At 41.2% G+C, this 25,751-nt stretch carries 19 protein-coding genes; 12 read left to right on the forward strand and 7 right to left on the reverse strand.

Going from position 1 to position 25,751, the window contains the following annotated elements:
- Positions 1-34: 34 nt before the first annotated feature.
- The gene (locus CYLST_RS10015) at positions 35-214 is read left to right on the forward strand and encodes a hypothetical protein (protein ID WP_015207602.1); all 180 of its coding nucleotides are present in this window, start codon (positions 35-37) and stop codon (positions 212-214) included.
- A gap of 66 nt (positions 215-280) precedes the next feature.
- Here CYLST_RS10015 and CYLST_RS10020 read toward each other — a convergent pair whose 3' ends face one another.
- Positions 281-2,191, reverse strand: a complete 1,911-nt coding sequence (locus CYLST_RS10020; protein WP_041233048.1) for a heavy metal translocating P-type ATPase — start codon at positions 2,189-2,191, stop codon at positions 281-283.
- 172 nt (positions 2,192-2,363) lie between these two features.
- Here CYLST_RS10020 and CYLST_RS10025 point away from each other — a divergent pair, with 172 nt between their 5' ends.
- The 5 genes from CYLST_RS10025 (at position 2,364) to CYLST_RS10045 (ending at position 10,614) form a co-directional block, all read left to right on the forward strand.
- A complete protein-coding gene (locus CYLST_RS10025; protein ID WP_015207604.1) occupies positions 2,364-3,488 on the forward strand; it encodes an AAA family ATPase in 1,125 nt (374 codons plus the stop codon).
- The gene (locus CYLST_RS10030) at positions 3,475-4,020 is read left to right on the forward strand and encodes a hypothetical protein (protein ID WP_015207605.1); all 546 of its coding nucleotides are present in this window, start codon (positions 3,475-3,477) and stop codon (positions 4,018-4,020) included. The genes CYLST_RS10025 and CYLST_RS10030 overlap by 14 nt, the downstream gene beginning before the upstream one ends.
- A gap of 190 nt (positions 4,021-4,210) precedes the next feature.
- Positions 4,211-5,755 (forward strand): hypothetical protein, encoded by a 1,545-nt coding sequence (locus CYLST_RS10035; protein WP_015207606.1) that lies wholly within the window; start codon positions 4,211-4,213, stop codon positions 5,753-5,755.
- A complete protein-coding gene (locus CYLST_RS10040; RefSeq protein WP_015207607.1) occupies positions 5,752-6,870 on the forward strand; it encodes a precorrin-8X methylmutase in 1,119 nt (372 codons plus the stop codon). Before CYLST_RS10035 ends, CYLST_RS10040 begins: the two co-directional genes overlap by 4 nt.
- Before the next feature lie 558 nt (positions 6,871-7,428).
- Positions 7,429-10,614 (forward strand): substrate-binding domain-containing protein, encoded by a 3,186-nt coding sequence (locus CYLST_RS10045; RefSeq protein ID WP_015207608.1) that lies wholly within the window; start codon positions 7,429-7,431, stop codon positions 10,612-10,614.
- Between the two features lie 50 nt (positions 10,615-10,664).
- On the opposite strand, the gene CYLST_RS10050 is transcribed toward CYLST_RS10045, so the two are convergent.
- From CYLST_RS10050 to CYLST_RS32250, 4 genes are all read right to left on the reverse strand, one after another.
- Positions 10,665-11,555 carry an ABC transporter ATP-binding protein gene (locus tag CYLST_RS10050; protein WP_015207609.1) on the reverse strand — a complete coding sequence of 297 codons (891 nt, stop codon included), beginning with the start codon at positions 11,553-11,555 and terminating at the stop codon, positions 10,665-10,667.
- Between the two features lie 15 nt (positions 11,556-11,570).
- Positions 11,571-12,344, reverse strand: coding sequence for an ABC transporter permease (locus tag CYLST_RS10055; protein WP_015207610.1), 774 nt, complete (start codon positions 12,342-12,344; stop codon positions 11,571-11,573).
- A gap of 526 nt (positions 12,345-12,870) precedes the next feature.
- Positions 12,871-14,280 carry a sensor histidine kinase gene (locus CYLST_RS10060; RefSeq protein WP_015207611.1) on the reverse strand — a complete coding sequence of 470 codons (1,410 nt, stop codon included), beginning with the start codon at positions 14,278-14,280 and terminating at the stop codon, positions 12,871-12,873.
- A 985-nt stretch (positions 14,281-15,265) separates the two neighbouring features.
- On the reverse strand, positions 15,266-15,850 hold the full coding sequence (locus CYLST_RS32250; protein WP_015207612.1) for a hypothetical protein: 585 nt from the start codon (positions 15,848-15,850) through the stop codon (positions 15,266-15,268).
- Positions 15,851-16,236: 386 nt separating this feature from the next.
- On the opposite strand from CYLST_RS32250, the gene CYLST_RS10070 reads away from it, so the two are divergent.
- The 4 genes from CYLST_RS10070 (at position 16,237) to CYLST_RS10090 (ending at position 22,082) form a co-directional block, all read left to right on the forward strand.
- Positions 16,237-17,241 carry a YihY/virulence factor BrkB family protein gene (locus tag CYLST_RS10070; protein WP_015207614.1) on the forward strand — a complete coding sequence of 335 codons (1,005 nt, stop codon included), beginning with the start codon at positions 16,237-16,239 and terminating at the stop codon, positions 17,239-17,241.
- A gap of 121 nt (positions 17,242-17,362) precedes the next feature.
- Positions 17,363-18,658: an adenylosuccinate lyase gene (gene purB / locus CYLST_RS10075; RefSeq protein ID WP_015207615.1), complete on the forward strand. Its 1,296-nt coding sequence runs from the start codon at positions 17,363-17,365 to the stop codon at positions 18,656-18,658.
- A 227-nt stretch (positions 18,659-18,885) separates the two neighbouring features.
- Positions 18,886-19,434, forward strand: a complete 549-nt coding sequence (locus tag CYLST_RS10080) for a DUF4126 domain-containing protein (protein WP_015207616.1) — start codon at positions 18,886-18,888, stop codon at positions 19,432-19,434.
- A gap of 635 nt (positions 19,435-20,069) precedes the next feature.
- The gene (locus tag CYLST_RS10090) at positions 20,070-22,082 is read left to right on the forward strand and encodes a histidine phosphatase family protein (protein WP_015207617.1); all 2,013 of its coding nucleotides are present in this window, start codon (positions 20,070-20,072) and stop codon (positions 22,080-22,082) included.
- Positions 22,083-22,667: 585 nt separating this feature from the next.
- Here CYLST_RS10090 and hemH read toward each other — a convergent pair.
- Positions 22,668-23,834: a ferrochelatase gene (hemH, locus tag CYLST_RS10095; RefSeq protein ID WP_015207618.1), complete on the reverse strand. Its 1,167-nt coding sequence runs from the start codon at positions 23,832-23,834 to the stop codon at positions 22,668-22,670.
- Between the two features lie 98 nt (positions 23,835-23,932).
- Between hemH and CYLST_RS10100 the strand changes: the two genes are divergently transcribed.
- Both CYLST_RS10100 and CYLST_RS10105 read left to right on the forward strand, forming a co-directional pair.
- Entirely contained in the window at positions 23,933-24,556 is a 624-nt protein-coding gene (locus CYLST_RS10100; protein ID WP_015207619.1) for a class I SAM-dependent methyltransferase, read from the forward strand.
- A 44-nt stretch (positions 24,557-24,600) separates the two neighbouring features.
- A complete protein-coding gene (locus CYLST_RS10105) occupies positions 24,601-25,122 on the forward strand; it encodes a DUF29 family protein (RefSeq protein WP_015207620.1) in 522 nt (173 codons plus the stop codon).
- A gap of 94 nt (positions 25,123-25,216) precedes the next feature.
- Here CYLST_RS10105 and CYLST_RS10110 read toward each other — a convergent pair whose 3' ends face one another.
- Complete coding sequence (locus CYLST_RS10110; protein WP_015207621.1) at positions 25,217-25,735, reverse strand: AAA family ATPase; 519 nt, start codon at positions 25,733-25,735, stop codon at positions 25,217-25,219.
- Positions 25,736-25,751 lie beyond the last annotated feature (16 nt).

Here is a 25,751-nt window from a genome sequence, read left to right on the forward strand (position 1 = left end):
AACTGTTATAACGCAATACATTGGAGTTTTACTTATGACAGGTTTTAAGAATCCTGCACCTTCTACTTCAGAAGATCCAAATGCTTTGCGTTGGGGATTTACTCCTCAGAGCGAAAATTGGAACGGTCGTTTTGCCATGCTGGGTTTTCTCTCTGTTGCTTTGATTGAATTTTTCTCTGGTCAAGGGTTCCTCCATTTCTGGGGTATCCTCTAAATTGGTGTAGGAGTTTCTGCCTACATTAATATCCCCTCCCCGAAACAGCGGGGAGGGTTGGGGTTCTCACTTTTTCAGCAATCTTAAACCGCTGAGGGTAACTAACACAGTAGAGCCTTCATGGCCAATTACACCGATGGGGAGGTTTATATTCCCCAGAAAGTTGCCAATCAATAGTAAAACAATGAACGAAAGAGCTACAGTGATATTCTGTTGTACTATATTCTGCGATCGCCTGCCCAAATGAATCGCCACCGCAATTTTTTCTAACTTGTCTGCCATCAATACTATATCTGCTGTTTCTAAAGCCACATCACTCCCAGCTACTCCCATAGCAATACCTACATTCGCTTGAGCTAAAGCAGGGGCATCATTAATCCCATCCCCCACCATTGCCACAGTTTGATATTGTTTCTGGAGACTGCGAATTACATCTAGCTTATCTTCTGGCAAAAGTTCGGCATATACTCGCTCAATTCCGACTGCTTGGGCGACAGTGTGGGCGGTTCGCCGGTTATCGCCAGTTAACATGACAATTTCTGCAACTCCCAGTTTCCGCAACCGGGTAATAGTTGCAGCAGCTTGATCTCTTACTTGATCGGCGATCGCAATTAATCCGATCACCTGTTCTATTTGCCCTACCCAAACTACAGTTTTACCCTCTTTCTCCAAGCATTCCGCCGTTTCCCGCAATTTATCTGGTAAATTGCCAACATACCCCTGGACAAAATTGGCATTCCCAACAATTATCTTTTTCTCTTGTTCCATCCCCACAATACCAAGTCCTGGGACAGCTTGCACCTCTACTGCGTGAACCCAATCTAAATCACCAGCCGCTTGGACAATTGCTTTACCGATGGGATGTTCAGAAGATGATTCTACAGATGCGGCGGATTTTAATACATTTGCTTCGCTGAAGTCATCAGCAGCAATCACTTGACACACCTGCACCTGTCCTGTTGTTAGGGTACCAGTTTTATCAAATGCGATCGCCCTAACTTTGCCAACCATCTCCAACTGGGCACCATTTTTAAACAAAATTCCCTGTCTAGCACCATTAGCAATTCCCGAAAGCAGCGTCGGCATAATAGCCGCCATTAAAGCACAGGGAGAAGCTACCACCAAAAAAGTTAACGCCCGATAAATCGTTGTTTCCCAATCCCAACCCAAAACAAACGGCGGTAAAATTGCCAGCATTATCCCAGCAATCACAATTACCAACGCATACCTGCGTTCAAATCGCTCGATAAACTCTTGAGAAGGTGGTGCTTCTGTCTGCGCTTGTTCTACCAAACGAATCACCCGCTGAATCAAACTGCTTTCTGCCGGTTTATGTACCTTCAGTTTCAACGCCCCATAACCGTTAATTGAACCGGCAAAAACTTCTTCCCCCACAGTCTTCTCAACAGGTAAAGACTCCCCAGTAATTGCAGCTTGGTTCAGGGTACTGTAACCAGACACAATCAACCCATCAGTAGGAATTATCTCACCCGGTTTGACGACAATTTCATCCCCTACCTGTAGCTGAGAAATGGGAATCTCCTGTTCTCTACCCTGACGCAAAACCCGCGCTGTATCGGCTGTAAGTTTCATCAAACTGCGGATACTGCGTTCAGTGCGACGCATGGCGTAACCTTCCAAAGCACCGCTAATGGCAAAAATGAGAATCAAAATCGCCCCATCAATAATTAGATGATATTCCTGTTTCCATAATCCCAAACTAGCAGCACCTACAGCCGCCACTATCATCAGCAAATCCACGTCTAGTTCTTTTTCTTTAAAAAGGGTAGTCAGTCCCTCACGAGCGCTTTCATAGCCGCCGATGACATAGGCAGCAGGTAACAGCAGCAGGGCTAAACCTAGCCAGCCAAGATGCAAAGCGAACCAGCCGAGAAATAGCAGGAAGCCACAAACCAATGCCGCGACAGCATCGGCGTGTTCTTTAGTGAATTGGTTTAAACGCTGGGGGTAGAGCATGGGAATTGCATTAACAAGGAATGCTCTCACTCTAAACCTTGACATCAATGTCAATGTCAAGGCTTATAATGATTTTGAAACCCAAAGTTAAATCTTTCTCCGCGTTTCTGGAAAATCATGCTAATACAGCAATCTGCTGTAAAATATGACACTGTATTAGGAGAATAAATCTATGCTCAAGCGAATATATATTGATAACTTTCGCGGGTTAGTAAATTTTGAACTTAATTTTGATTCAATTAATCTGTTTCTCGGTGGTAATGGGGCGGGTAAATCAACTGTTTTTGATGTTTTGCTGAAAATTCAAACTTTTGTAAGTGGTGATGAGAAAGTAGAAGTAATTTTTAAATCTTCTGACTGTACTCGCTGGCAGAAGTTAGCAATTCAGCGTTTTGAGATAGAGATTACTGGAAATGGTGGTAATTATAAATATGAATTTGCGATTAAACATAATTCTAAAAAGAGTAAAATCAATGTTGAATATGAGCGATTATGGTTTGACAACCAACCTTTATTGAAATTTGAAAATGGCGAAGTTGAACTTTTTAGAGACGATTATTCAGAAGGTTCAAAATACCCATTCGATTGGTCGCAGTCTATGCTGTCTTCCTTAATGCCAAAGTCAGACAACACAAAGCTGATTTGGTTTAAAAACAGAATCGAGCGTTTTATTATTGTCAAAATTATCCCTAGTCTAATGGTTGACAGTAGTGATAAAGAAGAAAAGCAGTTAACCCATAGAATGGAGAATTTCGTTTCTTGGTATCGCTATCTTTCCCATGATCAAGGCAAAATAGCTGACCTGATGGACGTTCTCAAAAATGTATTAGATGGTTTTGTAAGTTTTAAATTTGACCAATACAGTGAAAAGCATTTATCTTTAAAATTACGATTTTCAACAAATGAAGATCGTAAAAAGATTTATGATTATAGCTTAAGTGAATTATCTGATGGTCAAAAAGCCCTTCTTGCTGTCTATACACTTCTTTACTGCACTGAATCTGAAGACTATACATTATGTATAGATGAACCAGAGAATTTTTTAGCCCTACCAGAAATTCAACCTTGGCTAATTCAACTTTATGATTTTTGTATTGACGGAAAAATCCAAACTTTACTAATTTCTCATCATCCTGTGTTAATTAATTATCTTCTGGCTTCACCTATAGGTTACTGGTTTGAACGTGAAAGTAATGCTTCTGTGCGGGTGAAGAAAATTAGTAATCAAGATGCCGAGAATACTGGACTAGCTATTTCAGAATTGATTGAGCGGGGATGGCTGTATGAGCCAGCGTAGACTACAGATTACTATCTTGTGTGAGGATAGGCAACAGGAGGTTTTTGTTCGTTATTTTCTGAAAAAAAGAGGTTTTACTGGAAACATCAAACCTATAATATGTCTACAAGGAGCCGGTGAGCAGCTTGTTAGGGATAATTATCCCAAAGAAGTTAAAGCATACCGCAGCAAAAACTATCTTTCAGGAATGCTTGTTGTTTTGATTGATGCTGATAATGGAACTGTAGAGAATAGGCTAAGGCAATTAAATAATGCACTGATAGAAGACTCACAAGAACCTCGCCAGCCTAATGAAAGAATAGCAATCTTTGTGCCGAAAAGAAACATTGAAACTTGGGTACATTACTTACAGGGAGAAACTGTTAACGAAACAGATGCTTATACTAAATTCCGCGAAAATGAGGCAATTTGCAAACCCGGTGTTGAACAATTAGCAACCCAGTGTTCTCAAGGGAATTTAGATGTAAATACACCGCCATCTCTCCAAGCTGCTTGTGGAGAATTACAAAGACTTTTACCGTTATTAGATTAATTATGAATGCTGGCTTAACTATTGAAGGACTTACAAATCTATTCGCTGGCAGTATTAACCCGCATACCGTTCCTCTTTTCCCCCCTTTTTAAGGGGGGTTGGGGGGATCTTATCTGTGTCAACCTTACGGGAACTTGGTATAAAATATAAACCGACCGCAAAAATAAATTTTATTTGAATATACACACCAATGCTAGCAAAGAAAGTCAGCAGTCGTATTTCCCAATTACCTTTTAATTCTCCTTGGTTTATTATAATTATTTTTTCAGTTCTCGGTTTAATAGGCATTCTCAACCATTCGATGTGGCGAGATGAACTAAATCCCTGGTTGATTGTTAGAGATAGTGAATCTTTTGCAGATTTACTGGCAAATATTAATTATGAAGGTCATCCGGTTCTGTGGTATTTTTGTCTGGCACTTCTGAAAAGAATTGCAGATACACCTGTTGTTATGCAACTATTTCATTTAGGTATTGCAACTGGTTCTGTGACTATTTTTTGGTTATACAGTCCTTTTAATTATAGACAAAAATTACTTTTTAGTTTCGGGTTTTTTCCATTTTCTGAATATCTGTTAATTTCTCGCAACTATGCTTTTAGTATGTTGTTTATTTTTGCATTTTGTGCAGTTTTTTCAACTAGAAAAAGAACTTATTTATATTTAGGAATTTTCTTGGGATTACTGGCAAATAGTAATGCTTATGGGTTGTTTGTCTCAGTTAGTTTGTTATTAACTTTGTTGGTTGAGTTCTGTTTTGATATCGAACAACGAAACCAGTATTTGATTAAAAGTAAAAACTCCGATTTATTCTTAAGTATTTTAATTATTTTATTCTTTTATCTTTTGGCTATCTATATTATTACTCCACCGGCAGATAGTTATCTTCATGGTGGCTTAAGTAATGGATGGTTTCTGCGGTTAGATATCCGTCATTTGTTTAAATGCATAGGTAGATTATTTGGTGGTTATTTTTTAATTATCCCCACATCTAAAAGATGGCTGGATTTAATTATCTGTGCCATAATTGCTTTATTTATCGTGGGTTTGACTTTAATTAAGTTGATTAAAAAGCCTGTGCCGCTCTTTTTCTACATCATAACAAATTGTGTAATACTGGCATTTTCATATTTCAGATTTATTGGTGATTCTCGACATTTTGGACATTTTTATTTAGTTCTTTTAGCGGCGTTATGGCTGGGGAGCTATTATCAAGAATCTCGGCTTTTGATTAACAAGCTTTCTGGTTCAGAGCAGGTATTTAACTTTGGTAATAAATGGCATAATATTGCTTTAATGCTAATCCTATATGTTCATTTATGTGGAGGAATTTATTACTTTTGCAAAGACTTAATTATTCCTTTTTCGAGTAGTCGGGAAACGGTTAATTACATTCAAACATCCCGGCTTGACAATGAATTTATTGTTGCTAGCCGTGATGCCAATATGGCGGCAATTTCAGGGTATATGAATCGAAAATTTTACTATCCTGAACGGCAAGAAATCGGAAGTTTTACCATTTTTAAAAAAGGTCGCCAAGCTGTGGATCAAGATGAGATTCTGAGACAATTAAGCTCTCTTTTAGAAAATCAAGTTGACAGAAACAGAATTCTGCTAATTTTAAATGACGAACTTAAATTCAGCCGCAACGATTTGAAGATTATGCCTATCAAGAATTTTGAGCGGGGATGGGTGGATAGTGAAAGATTTTATCTTTATTGGGTACTGGAGAAATGAATACCGATCGCTTAACTATCAAAGAACTCACTGTTGCCGTTGGTGGTGGTATTACTCCGCGTATGGTGCGGCATTATCATCAATTAGGGTTGATACCGCAGCCAGTGCGATCGCCTAATAATTATCGTTTATACTCCCAAAAGGATGTTATCAGGCTGCAACGAATTGTGGCACTGAAGCAGCAAGGGTTTCAACTCAACCATATCCGCCACATTTTGGCAGTGGAACCAGAAGCAGACATCAACAACAACCTGATGGTGCAGCTTCAACAGCAATATCGGGCGGTGATGCAACAAATTTCCCAACTACGCCAAACAGCAGCGGCGTTAGAGGGTTTATTGGGGCGAGATCAGCATTGTCAAATTATGCAAGCTGAAGTTTTAGCCCAACTGAAGTTATTGGAAGTAGACACCCAAGCAGGATTAGGGGGACTGGAAAAACTGTGGAGTGGTTTAGATGCAGAAGTTCATACCCACTCAGAAGTCTTTCCCGAATCGTTACAGCGCTTACTCCCTGATTTATCTGATCGTTCGGAAATTGAACAACACCTGATCTCCCAATTGGTTTTGGCTTGCGGTGATGTGAGTTTGGTGTCAGTGGTGAAATTGAGTAGAAATGCGATCGCTACTAGTCGTCAAGCCCTCAAGTCAGGTTGCGAAATTATTGTCGATATCCCCGCAGTTGCAGCCACCTTAGATCAAACACGATTAATTAACTTGGGCTGTCGGGTGACAACCTTAATTGATAACCCCCACATCACCACCGCCACAGAAGCAGAACAGGCTTTTTGGCAAAATCAGCAATGGCGGGACAAATTATGGCAAATAGCTCCGGGTAGTGTGCTGGTGGTTGGTTACGCTCCCTCGGTGCTGCTGGCAGTCTGTACAGCCCTGGAAAACCAGAAAATTCAGCCTGCATTAGTCATAGGTATGCCCATTGGCTTTAGTCATGCACCCGCAGCCAAGCGACAACTGATGCAACAAGATGCGGCTTTTATCACCATTGAAGGGGCTTTGGGAGGTGGCTTATTAGCTGCTACTGCCTTAAATGCCTTGGTGGAATCACTAATTGATAAGCCAGATTGCCATTGTTATTTAAAGAATGCCTTTCGGTAAAAGTTGCTCACATTTACCTCGGTTATTCGGCTTTTTGTCAAAAATCGCGGCAATTTCGCACTTTGTAAAAAAATATTGAATTTGCCTTAAGTAGAGACTTTTACCAATTTAATAATTTATACTGTGGCGACGAGCTATCAACAGAGCGTAACTTGTACTGTCAACAACTCAATAATTTTTCCTAAATGATGCCTAATCTACAAGGTATAGATTATCATGTTTTCAATGCTGAGATGAGTTTCATTAACTGGCAAAATATCAAGTGCTAACTTCTGAATCTAATCGAAAAATTTATCGCTTAAACTCAGTAATAAATTGAGTAAAAGTTCCTCTAATCCTGGTTTGAATGCTACTTGTAAGGAATTTAAAAAATCAACAGTCCATAAACATTGCTTCTAGACAAGCCGGAGGGCAATAAAGTATAGATTTATATAAGTATATTCGGTAACTGAGAATAACGAGAACAAGGATGTATAATTAGCGCGTCTCCTCCATAAATAAAAAGATAATCTTTAAGACTGGTCGGATTACTGTTTCTTTTAACTTGATAAGGGGCATATGTGGCAACAAGAAAAAAAAGATAGGGCGATTGTCAGTCTGGCATTATGGCTGGCCTTAGCTACCGCCCCAATGACAGCAACTTTATTGGTGTCGGCACCCATGCTGGCAGAAACTGCAACTGACGATCCCACTTTCCCGCTGCCGCAAACAGTGGATAATGGAACTACAGTGCGGATTGATGGTTCAAGTAGCTTGGCGGCAATCAACCAAAGCCTAAAAGAAAATTTTGAGAAACAGTTCTCTGGCACAAAGGTTGAAGTTGGCGTTAACGGCACTGATGCTGCACTTAAAGCTTTGCTATTGGGCAATATCGACGTAGCAGCTATTCCTCGTGGACTGACGCCAGAAGAACAAGCACAAGGATTAGAGCAAGTCCGCTTGCATCGAGAAAAGATTGCGATCATAGTGAGTACAGAGAATCCTTTCAAGGGCAGCTTGACTAGTAAGCAATTTGCCAGGATTTTTCGGGGAGAAATTAAGGATTGGTCGAGACTAGGAGCGCCAAAGGGTCAGATTCGGTTCATTGATCGCCCTACAACTAGCGATACCCGCAACGCATTTCGCGATTATCCAGCCTTTAAGACTGGTGAATTTGCCACAGGCTCTAATGCTACCCAACTAGCCGAGGACAACACCGCAGAACTCGTTAAACAACTAGGCAAAGACGGTATCAGCTATGTGACAGCTAATCAGGTGTCGAAACTGCAAGATGTGCGAGTTCTGCAATTACATCAAACGTCGCCAGATGATCCTAAATATCCCTTTTCCCAGCCTTTGGTTTATGTTTACAAGCAAAATCCTAGCCCAAGTGTAGCGGGTTTTCTGGGCTTTACCCTGGCACCGCCAGGACAGAAAGCGATAGAAGAAGCGAGAACTGCTGAAGCATCTGCGATCGCCTCAAGTGTATTGCAAAAATTCACCACAGCAAATCAGCCTGCTTCACTAACTGAGACTTTACCAGCAGCAGCTTCGCCAATCGAGACTGCACCTGTGGCGACTGCATCGCCAATTGAGACTGCACCCGTGGCGACTGCACCTGTTACGACTGCACCTGTGGCGACTGTTTCACCCACTGAAACTTTACCAGGGCTGACTAATTCTCCCAGAGAGCAGCTTGTGCTTCCTGAAGAAAACAACCCCCCCATGGAAAGAGACATACCATTGTGGTTGCTCTTACCTTTATTTGTTGCTTCTATCGGTGGAATCTTACTATGGTGGTTCCTCAAAAGACGCTCCTTGGCAGATGGGGAAACAGATAGTTTAGTGGAGTCAACCGCTAATCCATCCATCGCGGTGACTGATGACGCCAGCAATCTTTTCTCGCTTAACAATGGTAACCAAACAAACGGCGGATCTCACCTGACTGAAAGCACAACCTCAAATGGAGCTAACATAGTAGAAAATATCACCCCAAATAAATCTGCTACTTTAGCAGGTGGTTCAAGCATCTTGTCTGCCTTTGCTGCCAAAAGTTCAGACCCACAAGTGACTAATACAACAACAGTTAATAGTCCTGCTGAAATAATTTCCCTAGATTCTGGCGAAGTGGCATGGGATATAGAAGCACCGGCGGCTGTGGTGAATACTTCATATCCGCAATTATCAAATATTTCCGAATCGGCATCTGATACGAAACTATCAACAGATGAGGTAGCAGATTCGCTTCCTGAATTACCAGACGAAGAAACAGATTCACTTTCTGTATTACTAGATGAGCCAGAAGATGAATTGAATCTGGAACTAGCCACAGTTGAAGAAACAGATTCACTTTCTGTATTACTAGATGAGCCAGAAGATGAATTGAATCTGGAACTAGCCACAGTTGAAGAAACAGATTCACTTTCTGTATTACTAGATGAGCCAGAAGATGAATTGAATCTGGAACTAGCCACAGTTGAAGAAACAGATTCGCTTTCTCTCTTATTAGATGAGCCAGAAGATGAATTGAATCTGGAACTAGCCACAGACGAAGAGACAGATTCACTTTCTGTATTACTAGATGAGCCAGAAGATGAATTGAATCTGGAACTAGCCACAGACGAAGAGACAGATTCGCTTTCTCTCTTATTAGATGAGTCAGAAGATGAATCGAATCTGGAACTAGCAACAGATTCGCTTTCTGAATCGCTAGATGAGCCAGAAGATGAATTGAATCTAGAACTAGCAGCAGATGAGGTGACAAATTCTGTATCTATATTACTAGATGAGCTAGAAGATGAATTGAATCTAGAACTAGCAGCAGATGAGGTGACAAATTCAGACTCTGTATTACTAGATGAGCCAGAAGATGAATTGAATCTAGAACTAGCAACAGAGGAGGTGACAAATTCAGAATTTGTCTTACCAGATGTGCTAGAAAGCGGCTTAAATGCTGTGGCGGATGAGGCAGATACCACTGCCGATTTAACAGAGAAAATATCTCAGGTAGTGGCTAGTCCGGAGAAAGATGTTGCCAAAACAGCATCTAATCGAACAGAAGTAACAACTGAAGATGCAGCCTTAGCAGCAGGTGTAAGCATAGGAGCTTGGGCTACTGTTTATGGGGTTAATAACAATCTGGAACTAGAGGTACAAGGGCAAACCAATACTGAAGAATCTGCTAATTTGCTTGATGTTAATCATGCTAGCAGTAATGTTGTCCTCACACCCCGCACTCCCAAGTGGGCTTATGTTTCTTGGTATGTTTCCGAGACTCAGAAGAAAGTGCTGCGACAACAGGGCGACTGTTTATTAGCAGTGCGACTGTATGATGTTACTGATATTGACCTGAGTTATCAGAGTCCCCAGCTAATACAGCAGTATGAATGTGAAGAAGCAACACACGACCGCTATGTGGCTATTCCCGCAGGCGATCGCGACTACATGACAGAAATTGGCTATGTCACGAATGGCGATCGCTGGTTATGCATAGCTCGTTCAGCTACTGTTCGCATCTTCAGCCGTCCCCGTACAGATTTCTGGTTTGTTGCAGATACTGAATTAATTATCCACGGAGCAACAGAAATAGATGCCAAAGTGACTATTGGTGGTCATCCCATCAAACTCAAGCCAGATGGTACTTTCCACCTGCGTATCCCCTTCTCAGACAAATTAATTGACTATCTCATAACAGCATCTGCTGCTAATGGGGAACAGACTAAAACTATCCATAAGAAGTACTCTCAGGAAACTTCAGATAGTTAGAAATTGGGAGTTAGGAGTTATTAATTTTTAACTCATAACTCCTCACTTGCTTAACCTTGTGTTACTTCCATATAAATATGCTCTAATCGCACAGGCTGACGGGCAATAGAATCAATAGCTATCCCTTCAAACCGGGAAAAAATTTCCTTTAATTCCAAAGGTTCTGTCAGCCAAAAAGCCAAATCGCTACCGTAACGCCGGGGTGTAAAACCATATTTTTTTGCTCTAGCAATCGCTTGTTCCTCTTGTGCAGTCTGTATCAGGACAATTTCTTGGGCAGGAATCAAAGTGCGTAACTCAGCTAAACTCCCCTCAGCCAAAATGTGCCCGTATTTCAAAATGCCGATTCTTTGGCAAAGACGCTCTGCTTCATCTAATAAATGAGTAGTCAGTAAAATTGTAATTCCCTGTTTTTTTAGTTGCCGAATCAATTCCCAAATTTCATATTTAGCCTCAATATCTAGTCCTGTAGTCGGCTCATCCATAATTACTAACTTTGGCTGATGTACCAAAGCAACTGCAATATTCAACCGCCGTTGCATCCCACCACTGAGAGTTTCTACAGGACTTTTCGCCCTATCTAATAAGTTGACAGCCGCTAGTGTTTCTTTTACCTGTTTCTCCCGTGTCTTTCGATTTAAACCATAAATATCGGCAAAAAATCTCAGATTTTCTTCACAGGAGAGAGTTTTATACAGTAAATTTTCTTGGGGTGCAATGCCAATTAACTTTTTTGTTGCTTCCGAAATCGGCTGATAATTAAGTGTAATATCACCACTATCAGCCTGTAACAAATTACAAATAATATTTATTGTCGTTGTCTTTCCGGCTCCATTTGCACCGAGCAAGCCGTAAATTTCTCCAGAGTCGATATGCATTGTCAAATCTTGGAGAACTTTTCTTTGTCCATAAGACTTATTTAATTCATTGATTTTGAGCATAATTTAATTTTAAATTTATAGTCTTCTTTCTACCATCAACATCCGCCTGTAAGATAACCATCCACCGACTACCATTACCATAGCAAAAACTAATAAAAACAAAAAGTGTACTGTAATATCACTAATTTTATCTCCTTTTGCTGAAACTCCCAAAAGAGCCTCATTCATGTGATAAATTGGGTTATATATTGCCACATTTAAAAGTGTTTTGGGAAATAATGAACTAGGAAAAAATGCCCCACCAAGAATTAATAAAGGTACTCCAAAAGCCGCTACTAAAGCATTGACATCTTCGATGCGACGAGCCAATTGTGTACCCAAAATAAAGCCTAAACCAACGTAAGCAATAATGCTCAATAAAATAATTGTGATTCCCAATAAAATAGAACCTTTAAATGTAGCACCCCAAAAGGCAGCAATAGTATAAACCAAGAGGGTTTGCCCAATGCCAATACAGCTATGCGCGAGAAAAATTCCCAAAAAATAGGACGCACCACTCAAGGGAGAAATAAACAGGCGTTTGAGGGTTTGCTGTTCTCTTTCTGCAACTATAGTCGCTACACTCCCACCCAAACAGCTAAAAAAAAGTGCCGCACCTACTAAGGTTGAAGGCACAGAATTTTCAAAAGCTACAGTCATTGATACTTTTGCCAGTTCTGCCAAAATCAATCCGTTGACAATTAAGATTGATATCGGGAAAATACTCCAAGAAATTAGACTGCGTTTGCGGCGTAACAGTTCAATTAAGATGCGCTGAGTTACAGCTATAGTTTCACGCCAATATTTCATCTTTAGTAGGTAATTTAGTAGTATTTGCACAGAATATCGTAATCATTCTTATCCCTAGGTTCCTATTTCTATTGGCTAATTTATTAGAGATTTACGGCTCTTTCGCCTCTTTTATGGTGATTGAGGATTGATTCTAACAAAACCCTTAAGTGGCAAGGTTTATAAAGAATTATCCTCTTTTTTAAATTAAATGCCTACAGGATAAGGCTTTCAATGATTTTGAACCAGGTTTTCCATAAAAATAACCGAAGAACCAGATTTACTTAGCCATAATTAACAATCAGCTACGATTGTCCGTCGCACACTATTCAATCTGTTTGATTTTGGGGCGATGACCAGACTAACATGATACTCCCGATTTAGTAAACCAAAACCAACTATTTTCCAAAAAATACCCTGAATTTGCCACATACAAAGTAATCCCCCGGTTGACAGCCGAGAGTTTTTGCTTAGTAAAATGGCGTATTTACATTCTATGGGGATATCTGAAAAGCAAAATTCCCAGGGATAGCTACCGATATAATTTCTATGCGAGTATTGGCTGCGATTTATTTTTAGGTTTCACGGGAATTTTAATGACAAACTCAGCCCCTTTTCCCTGACTCGATACACAATTAATTTGACCACCGTGTTTTTCAACTATAACTTGATAGCTGATAGATAAACCCAATCCTGTTCCCTTACCAACATTTTTGGTGGTGAAGAAAGGATCAAACAAGCGCTTTTGAATACTCTCCGGTATTCCCGGACCATTATCGCCAATGTGAATAATGATCTGATTGTCGTCAGTGACTTCAGTACGAATGCAAATTGTCAGAGGATTTGGAGCCGCTGGAGCAAAATCAAAACTGATAACTGATAACTGATAACTTTCGGAAAGAGCATCAATAGCATTCACCAGAATATGCATAAATACCTGATTGAGTTGTCCAGCATAGCACTCCACTAGGGGGAGATCACCGTATGTTTTAATGACTTTAATTTCTGGGCGATCAGGTTGAGAGTTAAGGCGATTTTGTAAAATTATTAATGTGTTGTCGATGCCTTCATGTATATCAACCGGTTTAAATTCGGCTTCATCCAAGCGAGAAAAGTTACGCAGGGATAAAACAATTTCATGTATTCGGTTAGCACCAACCATCATGGAAGATAACAATTTAGGTAAATCTTCTATAATATAGTCGAGTTCAATTCCCTTCCTTTCAGCTTGTCGGGCCATATAAGGATCAGGATACTGCTGCTGATAGCATTGCAGCAGGTACAGTAGGTCTTGCACATATTGAGTAGCGTGGGACAGGTTGCCGTAAATAAAACTAATAGGATTGTTGATTTCGTGTGCAATACCAGCCACAAGTTGTCCCAATGCAGCCATTTTTTCATTCTGTAGTAATCGGGTATAGTTGTGCTGAAGGTCAAGAAAACCTGCCCTGGCCATTCTGGCATCTTCTTCTTCCTGCTGTAGTCGAGCACGTGTTAAAACTTGAATTTGGGAGTAGGCTAAAAGTAACTGATGAAAATCGACTAGTCCATGCTTGAAGGACTTAGCCTTGACTAAAATCGGCTCATAGACAAGTTGAGGCGATCGCCCCAAAGCTACCTGAGTTGCTTCCAGAACGGGGGTGTCCTCAGGAAATACAAATACTGTTGGCTGGAGAAAATTGTAGAGACTTTCGATCGGTCGCCCAGCAAATAGCCCCAAACCGTAGGGACGGCTCATTTGTTCAAAAAATATCCGTCGTGAAATCATCCCTTCATATTGTTGATTTCTAGTCAGAATAATTCCTGGTAGTAAAGGCTCTTGCTCAAAGAGTATAGCTAATTCATTTCCTGGACGATCTATCTCGATCTGAACTGCCCAAACTGGTAGTTCCTGCAAAGTTGACTCTAGTCGCAGGTTCAGATCATCAGCATTTTTAATGCTATGCATAGCCAGCATCTTTCAATCCTTGACCTTTAGGTAGTAATTAAGCACAATACAATCATTAGCATAGCTAAAGGTAGAGTTACCGCAATGGGTTCTCCAATCTTCGCATTATGCAAAATGTTACAGCAATTTTTAGTCCGTTCAGATACATATAATTTTCAGAAATGCGGTGGTTAGAGACCTATTCCATATTTTTCACTAATATGCAAAGTGCTGTAATCTCGTTTTTTGTTTGAATAATTTAGGTTAATTGTCAAGGATAAATGATTGCCTCCGGCACGCTACACGAACACATTTTCAAAGTTGCGCGAACTATTAAGGTTTATGAACGCAGTAAATGCTAGCATCTAGCCTTTAAGCTAAAGTTAAGGAATAGATATCAAATTGGTTATGTTGTGAAGCAAAAACCTAGTCGCTTGTGCAATTAGTTGTGCTTATCCAAAATTAATCGGCTTAAATAGTCATCATTTCCTCATATTTCGCTCAATTGAGATGATCAAGCAATATCCAGCCTCTACCAAATTGCTTGTAGAACGGTGTGTGAAAACAAAGTATGACTTGGAAGTAATGCACGATATGCCCAAATGAACTATTCGTCTGTCAACCAATAAATGACGGGTGAAGGTGACAAGGTACAAATCAAGGAGAAATTACTGAAAAAGTTTCTCTTTTATCTCTTGTTCTGGTGATGAACCGCTCAAAGTTGCTAGGGCTATTGCTTAAGGTATTAGATTAATCTCTGCGGTTACCGCCCCCAGGTGTGCAGCCAATCGCATTCTCTAAGCTGCACAAACTATTACAGATTTAGTGGCAGAGGATTACCTGAAACCCTAGCATGTGGCGGCGATTCAGTATTGAACGCTAGATGGAATGCAGTGAATACAGACGGGAGCCTAGTTGTTAACTCAAGGTTCAGGCTTATAGCCGAATGACACCCTTGTTAAGGGTAAGTAAATGAGCCTGTTTCAAAATTTCAAAACTTTCAGCAGTGTGGAATTCAGGAAAACACAGTCGAGAATCGGGATTTGGAGAATATCCCCTTGGTAATTGGCTCTGATGATTTAAATTTTGACTCAAAATTGGCGAGTTTTGCGTACGCTGCTAACAGTAAATCAGGATCAATAAGAATCAAGCCATTCACCTGTTTGTAGAGACCAAGGTTTTTAGTTACAACTAAAACGGCTTGCCCTTCGTAGTAAAAAATAGGAGGATGAATACCGTTAGTATTATAAGGGCTGTATATCCCAGAATTGTTCCCATATAATCCAGCAGAGTTACGGATGCTGTAGATGCCATCAGAACTGCCGTAGTCTCCACGAATGTTATTGATGGAGTATGGATTATGTTTATTACTTGATAGTATGCCTAAGAATTGCCCATCAGCAGCCCATAATTGAGCCATACCATCAACAGCCGCGAAAAATTCTAGATTTAACATTTGTTTTATGGTAAAAGCACACTCTCTAGCTTCTCCCATAGCATTGATATTTTCTACAGTGATGATAACGAATTTTATCTCATGAAATATATTTAATTTAAGTGATTCTACATAAAATATGTCTTCCGCATGTTGTTTGATCAAGACCTGTGTGCTGTGTGAATTTTATCAAATGACTTCATGAAATTATCTTAAAAAGCTTGTAAATAAAGACTTATGATTTTATATATGCTGTTAATAGCAGTTTGCTTTGAATACTATGAGTTGATTGGCAATAGTAAGCGAGCACCTACAGTGGAAGCTTTGCACCATCACATTCTCAAAGTTTCGCCAAGTATTAAACAGCAGCAACAAATAACTGACTCTGGGATATGTGCGTTCGCGAACAGCAATCACATTATCCGTTATCTAATCTGAATTCATCCTCAAGAAAGCTAAAGCAACACCCTGAGAAAGATGTGGTCACCCAAAAAATAAGTATCCAATATATCAGGACAAAAGCGACAACCTGTTATAAGGAGACTGATTTAATGAACTTGCAGGCGATTTGGCGGCTATTTCAAGAGACATTTAAAGAATGGAATGATGATCAAGCCTCACGGTTAGCAGCAGCATTAGCTTATTACACGATTTTTTCGATCGCACCGTTGCTAATTATCATTATTGCCATTGCCGGAGCAGTATTTGGAGAAGAAGCGGCGAGAGGTGAAATTGTCCGTCAAATTCAAGGTTTAGTCGGTAAAGATGGCGCACAATTTATCGAAATAGCCATTAGAAATGCCAGCAAACCACAAGAGGGAACTATCGCTTCTATTATTAGTATTTGTGTGTTGCTATTGGGTGCAACTGGAGTATTTGCCGTGTTACAAGATTCCCTAAATACAATTTGGGAAGTACAACCAAAACCCGGACGCGGTATCATCAACATTATTCGCCAGCGTTTTTCGTCTTTTGCGATGGTACTAGGTATTGGTTTTTTACTTCTGGTGTCCCTGGTAATTAGTGCCGCGTTGTCAGGATTGGGAACATATATTAATAATGTGCTGCCGGGTGTAGATTTTGTCTGGAGTTTGCTCAATGTCCTTATTTCATTTAGCATCACCACATTGCTATTTGGGCTAATTTTTAAAGTTCTGCCTGATGCCAAAATTGCTTGGAGTGATGTTTTAATTGGTGCTATTATCACCTCACTTTTATTTTCTATCGGCAGGTTTTTGTTAGGACAGTACCTCGGTAACAGCAGTTTTGGTTCCACCTACGGTGCAGCCGGTTCCTTGGTGGTTATTCTGGCTTGGGTTTACTATGCTGCCCAAATTCTCTTTTTCGGTGCCGAGTTTACCCAGGTTTATGCTAGAAAATACGGTACTTGCATTGTCCCCACCAAGAATGCCATCCCTCTATCTAATCATAAGAAGCCCAACGGCACTACTCAACAGGGAGAAGCTGCCTATAATAAACAGCCATCTTCTAACTTGATTAATCGCCTAATGCGGTATCTTCGGCAAACTAAGCGTTCAAAAACAAGAGGGAAATAGGATTTTGCAACGCTTACGGTTGGAGCTTCTAATATCTTAGAAACCCTACTAAAAGTTGAGGGTGGGGACTTTCGCGAGCCGTTAAACTGTAGAATATGACGGTTGTATTCTGTGCCGGACTGTGATTGAGCGTTATACTTTGCCCGAAATGGGCAATTTGTGGAGCGAAGCCTATAAGCTAAAAACCTGGCTGCAAGTGGAAATCGCTGTTTGCGAAGCTCAGGCTGAGTTGGGCTACATTCCCTCTGGTGCGGTTGAGGAAATTAAGGCAAAGGCGAATTTTGACCCACAGCGGGTGCTGGAAATTGAGGCTGAAGTCCGTCATGATGTAATCGCCTTTTTGACAAATGTCAATGAATATGTAGGCGATGCGGGTCGCTATATTCATCTGGGTTTAACTAGTTCGGATGTTTTGGATACGGCGTTAGCGCTGCAATTGGTTGCCAGCTTAGATGTGTTGGCGCAACGGCTGGAAGATTTGATTCAGGTAATTCGCCACAAGGCACGAGAACATCGGTATACGGTGATGATTGGGCGATCGCATGGCATTCATGCAGAACCGATTACTTTTGGGTTTAAACTGGCTGGGTGGTTGGCGGAAGTGTTGCGGCATCAAGAACGCTTGCGAATTCTCCGGCAAACGATCGCAGTCGGGAAAATTTCTGGTGCAGTGGGAACTTATGCGAATATTGAACCCCGTGTAGAAGCTTACGCTTGCGAAAAACTCGGACTGCAAGCCGATACCGCTTCCACACAAGTTATTTCTCGCGATCGCCACGCCGACTACGTCCAACAATTAGCCTTATTAGCGGCGTCTATCGAACGCTTTGCGGTAGAAATTCGCAATCTGCAAAAAACAGATGTTTTGGAAGTAGAAGAATTCTTCGCCAAAGGTCAAAAAGGCTCCAGCGCCATGCCCCACAAGCGCAACCCCATCCGTTCAGAACGACTAACGGGAATGGCGCGACTTGTGAGAAGTCATGCCGGTGCAGCTTTAGAAAACGTTGCTTTATGGCATGAGCGGGATATTTCCCACAGTTCTGTAGAACGAGTAGTTTTACCAGATGCTTGCATTTTAACGCACTTTATGCTGGTAGAAACAATTGATCTGGTGAAAAACCTCCTGGTCTATCCCCAGAATATGGAACGGAATCTCAACTGTTATGGCGGCGTTGTCTTCAGCCAGAAAGTACTACTCGCTTTAGTGGACAAGGGAACCAATCGCGAAGAAGCTTATGCGATCGTCCAAGAAAACGCTCACGCAGCCTGGAACAAACCAGAAGGCAATTTCCACGATTTGATCAGCATTGACCCGCGTGTTCTACAAAAGTTGTCACCAGCAGAAATAGAAAACTGTTTTGACCCACAGAACCATCTCAGGTATTTAGAACAGGTTTACCAACGTTTGGGCATTTAAAACTAATGGGTAATTGGTAATTTTTGCGCCCGTTTCCTATTACCCATTACCCGTTAGCTCTTCCCAAAACTTAAATATATGTAGTACAACATTAATATATATATAAATAGAAACAGTATTTACTATGGCAATACGGACTAATTTCGGTATGGTTCGCAAAGTATGACGAGCAAAGTTTCGTCTCAGTAACGACCATTTGCTAACTTAGTCATGCGTTGGATACCCTGATGATTGAAATCCTCGCCACACTGTCTGCTTCTGCGGCCGCAGGAATGAGAATAGGTACGCCCTTGCTAATCATTGGACTGTTGCAGGGCAGTAACCTCTGGTCAGAAGTGCCGCTATTATCTCACATTTCGCCCCATATCTTGCTATGGTCACTCACCAGTTGGTCGGTATTTGAACTATTCGCTTCCAAAAGGGTACTAGGGCAAAGACTGCTACAAGTAGTTCAGTTATTTTTGTCACCTCTTGTTGGGGCGATCATGGGGTTAGCAGTAGCGTCAGCAACCTCAACACCGAACTGGCTAATTGCTTTTATTGGCGGTTTGTTAGCCTTAGTACTCCAGCTAGTGCAGATTGGTTGGTTCTATCGTTTGCGTGGCTTACCGTTGTGGGCAGTTTTTCTGCAAGATACCTTGTGCATAGCTTTGGTACTTTTTGCCTTTGATGCTCCCTGGCAAGGAGGATTAATTGCTTTAATCCTCCTCTGGTTTGCAGTTCGCAGTGCCAAGCAGTGGTATGTCTGGTATCACAGAGGCAGAAGGAAAAATTAAGCTTCCCCGGTCTGAAGAGTCCACAATTGGACTTTCTTAGGCTGACTTAAACAACCTCTACTGATTATGCTTAGGTCTAAACTTAGCATCACCTCTACTTTGCAGATGATATTTGCAGCACCGTTGCAGTCTGCATTAATCAAAAAAAACCGCTTTAGCTTAATCAAAAAGAAGCCCCACATCTGACCCGAAGGGCAGTGTGGGATGAATTTTTGGGCGATGATGAATTGACCCACAACCAAATCAATCCGTAGGATTGACAGGACAGTGGGTCGATGAGGAATTGCCATTTTTGACGTTAAGCGAATCGATGTAGAGACGCTTAGGTGTCGCGTCTTTAGAAAAATCGGAAATCATACCATCAATTCACCCAAAAAATAGAAAACAAATTACCTGCAAAAATCATACGCAAACAAGTTATCTTCTTTGCAGTCAGATTTGAAGACATAGCACCTAATACAACAAAGCTATCAGTTATCCGATAGCTATAGTGAGTGTTTACCTATTTTTTAAAACTTATTAAATTCTTACTAAACTCGTAAAAATCACTAAAAAAGATATTGATAAATTACTGATTTAAGCTTACTGTACTTTAACATAGTCTGGCTTAAAACTGCTTAAAAAGCTTAAACCTTGTGGTAAAAACTAATAATTATGCCAACGCCTCTGTTGCTCAAAAGGATGATTATCCAGGATGTGCATACTTTGTTCGGCATGGTGAAAGCACCAGCAACGAACGCAACATTTTTGCAGGAGTACTGGATGTTGACTTGACCGCATTTGGTAGATTACAGGCACGCCGTGCAGGTATTGATATCAAGAAAAAAGGTATCAAGTTTGACGCAGTATATGTCTCTCACATGAGACGTGCGCGGCAAACTTGTGAAATTGCCCTTGCTGAAAGTGAGGCATTGAAGTCACCCGATATTACTGTTGAAATCGACCATCGGATTAGCGAGAAATCCTTTGGAATTTTTGCCGGTCGTAACCTAAATCTGCTTCGTCTTGCCCTTGGCTACGAAGGCTTCGAGGAAATGTTACATTCCCATAACGAAGCACCCCCCGCTGGGGAGAAGATTTCACAAGTTTACGGACGCGCTGCTTCTTTCTATGAGGAGCGGGTTGTGCCGCACTTAAAACGGGGTGAAACTGTTCTGGTAGTGTGCCACCAATATGTATTGGAGCCTTTAGCACTTTATTTAAGTGATTTACCACCAACTGCGTATAAACATTTAAAACTCCCTAACGGTAAAGCTCTTAGTGGAGAGGAGTTAGTCAAGTTTCGTGATAAGGAATCGGGTGGTGCCGCTTCCCTGCGGAAAGAGATCAACGATCTTTCTATTATGTGGGCAATTTTGCTCTATGCTGCTGCTTTCTTATTGGGATGCTTGGTCAGGACAATAAGTGCTTCCTCAGTAGGAATTCCGTCTGAGCTATTTCGAGGGCTAATCGTTGCTTGTCTTGCGGCTTCAACGTTTTATACTTATCTGGATATTGACTTTGCAGCGAGTAAACGCAAAGTAACTTCAACTGTTAAGTATATAGTCTACGCCTGGATGTTGGCCAGATGGGCAGTTGGGCTACTTTTAATATTCTCTGGAATTTTGTATCAAGGTCCCGGCGATTTGTATAAAGTTATGTGGGTGCTTTTTTGGATGGTTCCACCCGCTCTTACTTCCCCTGTTTTATCGGTACTCTGGGGCGGTAATCTTTATCCTTCCGCTATCTTATCAAGGACGTTATCGATTATCGCACCAGTTGCACTAATTGTGACATTTGGCTTGGCAAAACAATTACCAATTAACAGTTCAAGCCTGATATTTTTCGGTGTGATTCTTATTTTTGGTTTGGCAATACCGGGAGCTTTAGCCCAATTTTGGCGTGACAAATCTCCTGTTGAATCAAACCACCACAGTAAGAACTGGAAATTTATTGGAGTGCTTGCTGTTGCCTTAATGGCTTTGGCAACAGGGTTTCAGTTTACTCCATCAACATTCCTCAGCGATTTATTTTTCTCAACGGATGCGAACCGCTCCCTAGCTTGTCTGCAACAACTGGCAGTGGCAACGTTAGTCTTTGTTTTAATTCGCGTCTTTGCGGTATTAACTTCAGTGGTTACAAAAGGCAAGCTGAATAAGGCAGAAGCTAGAGATGCTTATATCCTGCTTGTTAATCCCAACTTTTTCCTTTGGGCTGCTCTTTTCCTCGGAGTTAGTGCAACTGCAAATCCCGAAGCTGTAAAATATGCAATTTTTTGGGCAGCACTGGGATTCTTCTGCATCCCCCTTGTCGAGCAGATATTGTTTATGAATTCATTTGGTAATGAATTATTGAGAGAAACACTGCGCTCTTCGAGAATGGCAACAGAAGATGTGAGAAAACTTTTCCACCAATTGGATACAGATGCAAGCAATGCACTCAATAGAGACGAGATTATGGAGCTTTTAGGTCAAATAGAAGATCTGACAACAGGCGAACGTAGTTCTGAAGATGTCAGGAGCTACGTAACTAATTATCTTTTTGCCACTCTTGACACTGATAAAAATGGCACAGTTGATTTAGCAGAATTAGAAGACTATGTATCAACCTACGGGTTAGTTGCTAACCTAAACGTTGTCTCTGCTGCTGCATCCCAGGTAGCAACATAATTTGCGTTCAGGAAAGCCACTTGCCGAGTTACCACATTTTGTGGGATTTAGTAAACACCATTCTGGCTGGGTAAGGCAGTAATTCCTGATTGATAATTCGTAATTTGTAATTATTACCCCTCAATTACGAATTACGAATAACCAATTACTAATTTTCCTTTTGTCCTTTCAAAATGAGCAAACGGGCAGTAATCAAAGAAATAAAGCAAACAGTATCAAGATAATTTATATGCAATTATTTAAGTATTTAAGTATAAAAACCAAACTCATAGTTATGTTACTGGTAGTCAGTCTTTGCGCTTAGTTGTCAAGGTAGAGTGTCTGCGTATTAAGCAGCAAGCGGGGTTTATACAGGTTAATTACCCTGACCTGTTGAAGATATTAAAACACCAAACCTCACTGGGGGATAAATCCCCTACCCGGCTTTCATCCCTGGACTAAAAGACACCAAAACCTAAAAACTTTTTGGGTTTTTAGGTTTTGATTCCAGGGTTTTCAGCCTACTTTCTTATAACCCAATGCCCGATTCCTCTCTTACCAGTCAAGCCAAGTGGCTTCCTTGCCCTTCGGCGATTTTCTGGTGATTTATTGCAACAGTCCAATCATGTGCAGTAAACCTTGACCGGTAACTAACTCGATGATTAAGGCGATAAAGCCTAGCATCGCAATCCGACCATTCCATACTTCGGCGCTAGTAGTCAAACCCCACTCCCATTGCTCTTGGGGGTACATTTTGACCCTTTTTTTCATCTGAGTAACTTGTGAAAGCTTCAGGCTGGGTCTTTCTAGGGAATCAATCACCAAGTCTGCCAGTGCTTTAATAAATACCGGATGGGTGTTGGGAGCGGCTGCGCGACGGAAGTTGTGAATTCCTGCTTCTTCGGCTATTTCTCGATACTCAATATCGATTTCTTGTAGTGTCTCGATGTGTTCAGAAACAAAACTAATCGGTACGACAACCAAATCCTTTACCCCTTGTGCCCCTAGTGCTTTGAGCGCATCCTCTGTGTAGGGTTGTAGCCATTCTACTGGGCCAACGCGACTTTGATAGGCTAATGTGTGGGGATTGGGGCGATTGAGGGTTTGCATGATTAGGGCAGTACATTCCTCAATTTCTTGCTGATAGGGGTCGCCGGCTTCTTCAACATAGCTTTTGGGAACACCATGAGCGCTAAAGAAGATATGCACCTCATCAGGGTTGGGATATTGATTGAGTTGTTGGATGATTAGTTCCGCCATTGCCTGGAGGTAGCCTGGTTCTTTGTACCAGGAGGGAATGACGGTGTATTCAAGGGGCTGAAGTTTGGGGTTTTCTTGCCAAAGCCGATCTAAAAGCCGGAAACTGGAACCACTAGTGCTGATGGAGAACTGGGGATACAGTGGCAGTATGACCAGGCTTTCGATATTGTCTTGGGTGAGAAGTGCGATCGCTTCTTCTGTGTAAGGATGCCAATAACGCATACCAACATAAATATTGGCTTCTTTACCCATAGCACCCAGTTGTGCTTTCAGGGCTTCCCCTTGCTCTTCAGTGATGCGTCGCAGTGGTGAACCGCCACCAATATGCTTATAGTTTGCCTGAGATGTTTTCTTTCGTCGCGTAGCAATAAACCAAGCTAGGGGCTTTTGCATCCAGCGAAAGGGGAGGCGGATAATTTCTGGATCAGAAAATAGGTTATACAGAAACGGCCCGACGTCTTCTAACTTATCAGGGCCTCCGAGATTGAGTAATAATACGCCTACACGACCCATAGCAGTTACTTTCCCCTAACCTTTCAGCTTTTTTACTAATGTTAACAATATATCTATATCTTTATTAAATATAAAGCTTTATCCGCAGGAAAGATGAAATGGCAACAATTTTAAGGGATTGGAGTTACCGCTATCAGTGGCTATATGATGGAATATCGCGGTTAGCTGCCCTAGCTGTAGGCGGTGAGGGGCGTTTTCGCCAAATAGCTTTGCAAGGCTTAACAATTCACTCAGATACTCAGATATTAGATGTATGTTGTGGTAGTGGTCAAGCAACACAAGTTTTGGTGAAATATTCACAAAATGTAACAGGACTGGATGCCTCACCCTTGTCTCTGCGACGGGCGCAGCAAAATGTCCCTAGTGCTACTTATGTGGAAGCTTTTGCTGAAGATATGCCAATGGCTGATAATCTGTTTGATGTGGTGCATACCAGCGCGGCTTTACACGAAATGCAGCCGGCGCAATTGCGAAAAATCATTAATGAAGTTTATCGCGTGTTGAAGCCGGGTGGAGTGTTTACACTTGTGGATTTTCACGCTCCCACAAATCCGATATTTTGGCCTGGAGTGTCACTGTTTTTACTGTTGTTTGAAACGGAAACAGCTTGGGAATTGTTGAAAACTGATTTACCTGGCTTGTTAAGAGAGATTGGTTTTGAGGTGGATGAGCCAACTTTGTACGCAGGTGGAAGTTTGCAGGTGATACAGGCGCGGAAGTAGATTGTGATATTGAAAGTAGTGTATCAAGCTTGAGGTTAATAGAAATGACACAAGAATTAATAGACCTTAGAACTTCTATTCAACAGGGAAGATACACAGATGCTTTGGCAATTGTTGATGAATTAGAGGGAATGAGTAAACAAGCTATTTTGCGGAATATCGAAGCTTATTTAAAGTTTCTGCTAATTCACTTGATTAAAAATAAAGTTGAGCAAAGGTTAACAAGTTCTTGGGCGTCTTCTATTCGCAATTCTATTCGAGAAATCAAAAAGCTAAATCTTAAAGAGGATAAAAAATCATATTATGTCAATCAAGATGAATGGGTGAATTTGATTGAGGAGGAAGTGATTGAGGATGCAATTGCTGATGCGAGCGATGAAGTCATGAATGGTGCATACAGTCAATTTCAACTTGCTGATCTCATAGATAGAACACAGTTAATTTATCTTACTTTAAAGTTTGTGTCGCTAACTTATTCCTATTCAGCGAAGGAATTACCCTCGGTTGTTGCTGAATTTTTAACTCAGCTACCGGGTGGTGAAGATTGCAAAGCAGGTAAGCGGTGATGAGGAAATATGATTCATATCGCAGCACCCCACCCCCGTAAAGCCGTGCTTTACGTCCCCTCCCCGCTTGCAAGGAGGGGATTTAGGAAAGAGTTTAAAGACTGGATAGCCAATTTTGTGCTGCTTTTGGCGACTCTAAATGTACAATTCTCAAATGGCTGTATTCTGGTTGTGCAAATAATGGTGGAAATTGTCGGCGATTTCTTGGAAAACTTGTCAGCGCCCACAAAATTATTGAATCTTTGCTAAAGGTGGTTTTCCAGGTTTCCCGATTACCATTGCAGACTTCTTGTTGTGTTACTACCCGATGCCATGTCCGCCGAATTACGCGGCTCATAACGACTGTAAAAGAATAATCTAACCAAATAATAGTATCAGCCTGCCCCCAAACGATATCCCGTACCTGGCTGTAATTACCATCTACTACCCAACTACTACCTGAAAGCGCCTGAGAAACCCTCTCGCGCATCACATCATTTGGCGCTTCCACCCAATTAGGTTCCCAGTGCAGATAATCTAATTCGACATGGGGAATGGCAAGACTTTGAGAAATTTGCTTCGCCAAAGTCGTTTTACCCGTACCACTTGTTCCAACTACAGAAATACGCTGCATTTTCAGAAAAAATTTT

It is taken from the genome of Cylindrospermum stagnale PCC 7417, from assembly GCF_000317535.1.
Taxonomy (GTDB): domain Bacteria; phylum Cyanobacteriota; class Cyanobacteriia; order Cyanobacteriales; family Nostocaceae; genus Cylindrospermum; species Cylindrospermum stagnale.

What these genes read in the sequence shown, in the direction of transcription:
- CYLST_RS10015 (WP_015207602.1), top strand. Translation starts at nt 35, where the DNA reads ATGACAGGTTTTAAGAATCCTGCACCTTCTACTTCAGAAGATCCAAAT.
- CYLST_RS10020 (WP_041233048.1), bottom strand. Translation starts at nt 2,191, where the DNA reads ATGCTCTACCCCCAGCGTTTAAACCAATTCACTAAAGAACACGCCGAT.
- CYLST_RS10025 (WP_015207604.1), top strand. Translation starts at nt 2,364, where the DNA reads ATGCTCAAGCGAATATATATTGATAACTTTCGCGGGTTAGTAAATTTT.
- CYLST_RS10030 (WP_015207605.1), top strand. Translation starts at nt 3,475, where the DNA reads ATGAGCCAGCGTAGACTACAGATTACTATCTTGTGTGAGGATAGGCAA.
- CYLST_RS10035 (WP_015207606.1), top strand. Translation starts at nt 4,211, where the DNA reads ATGCTAGCAAAGAAAGTCAGCAGTCGTATTTCCCAATTACCTTTTAAT.
- CYLST_RS10040 (WP_015207607.1), top strand. Translation starts at nt 5,752, where the DNA reads ATGAATACCGATCGCTTAACTATCAAAGAACTCACTGTTGCCGTTGGT.
- CYLST_RS10045 (WP_015207608.1), top strand. Translation starts at nt 7,429, where the DNA reads ATGTGGCAACAAGAAAAAAAAGATAGGGCGATTGTCAGTCTGGCATTA.
- CYLST_RS10050 (WP_015207609.1), bottom strand. Translation starts at nt 11,555, where the DNA reads ATGCTCAAAATCAATGAATTAAATAAGTCTTATGGACAAAGAAAAGTT.
- CYLST_RS10055 (WP_015207610.1), bottom strand. Translation starts at nt 12,344, where the DNA reads ATGAAATATTGGCGTGAAACTATAGCTGTAACTCAGCGCATCTTAATT.
- CYLST_RS10060 (WP_015207611.1), bottom strand. Translation starts at nt 14,280, where the DNA reads ATGCTGGCTATGCATAGCATTAAAAATGCTGATGATCTGAACCTGCGA.
- CYLST_RS10070 (WP_015207614.1), top strand. Translation starts at nt 16,237, where the DNA reads ATGAACTTGCAGGCGATTTGGCGGCTATTTCAAGAGACATTTAAAGAA.
- CYLST_RS10080 (WP_015207616.1), top strand. Translation starts at nt 18,886, where the DNA reads ATGATTGAAATCCTCGCCACACTGTCTGCTTCTGCGGCCGCAGGAATG.
- hemH (WP_015207618.1), bottom strand. Translation starts at nt 23,834, where the DNA reads ATGGGTCGTGTAGGCGTATTATTACTCAATCTCGGAGGCCCTGATAAG.
- CYLST_RS10100 (WP_015207619.1), top strand. Translation starts at nt 23,933, where the DNA reads ATGGCAACAATTTTAAGGGATTGGAGTTACCGCTATCAGTGGCTATAT.
- CYLST_RS10105 (WP_015207620.1), top strand. Translation starts at nt 24,601, where the DNA reads ATGACACAAGAATTAATAGACCTTAGAACTTCTATTCAACAGGGAAGA.
- CYLST_RS10110 (WP_015207621.1), bottom strand. Translation starts at nt 25,735, where the DNA reads ATGCAGCGTATTTCTGTAGTTGGAACAAGTGGTACGGGTAAAACGACT.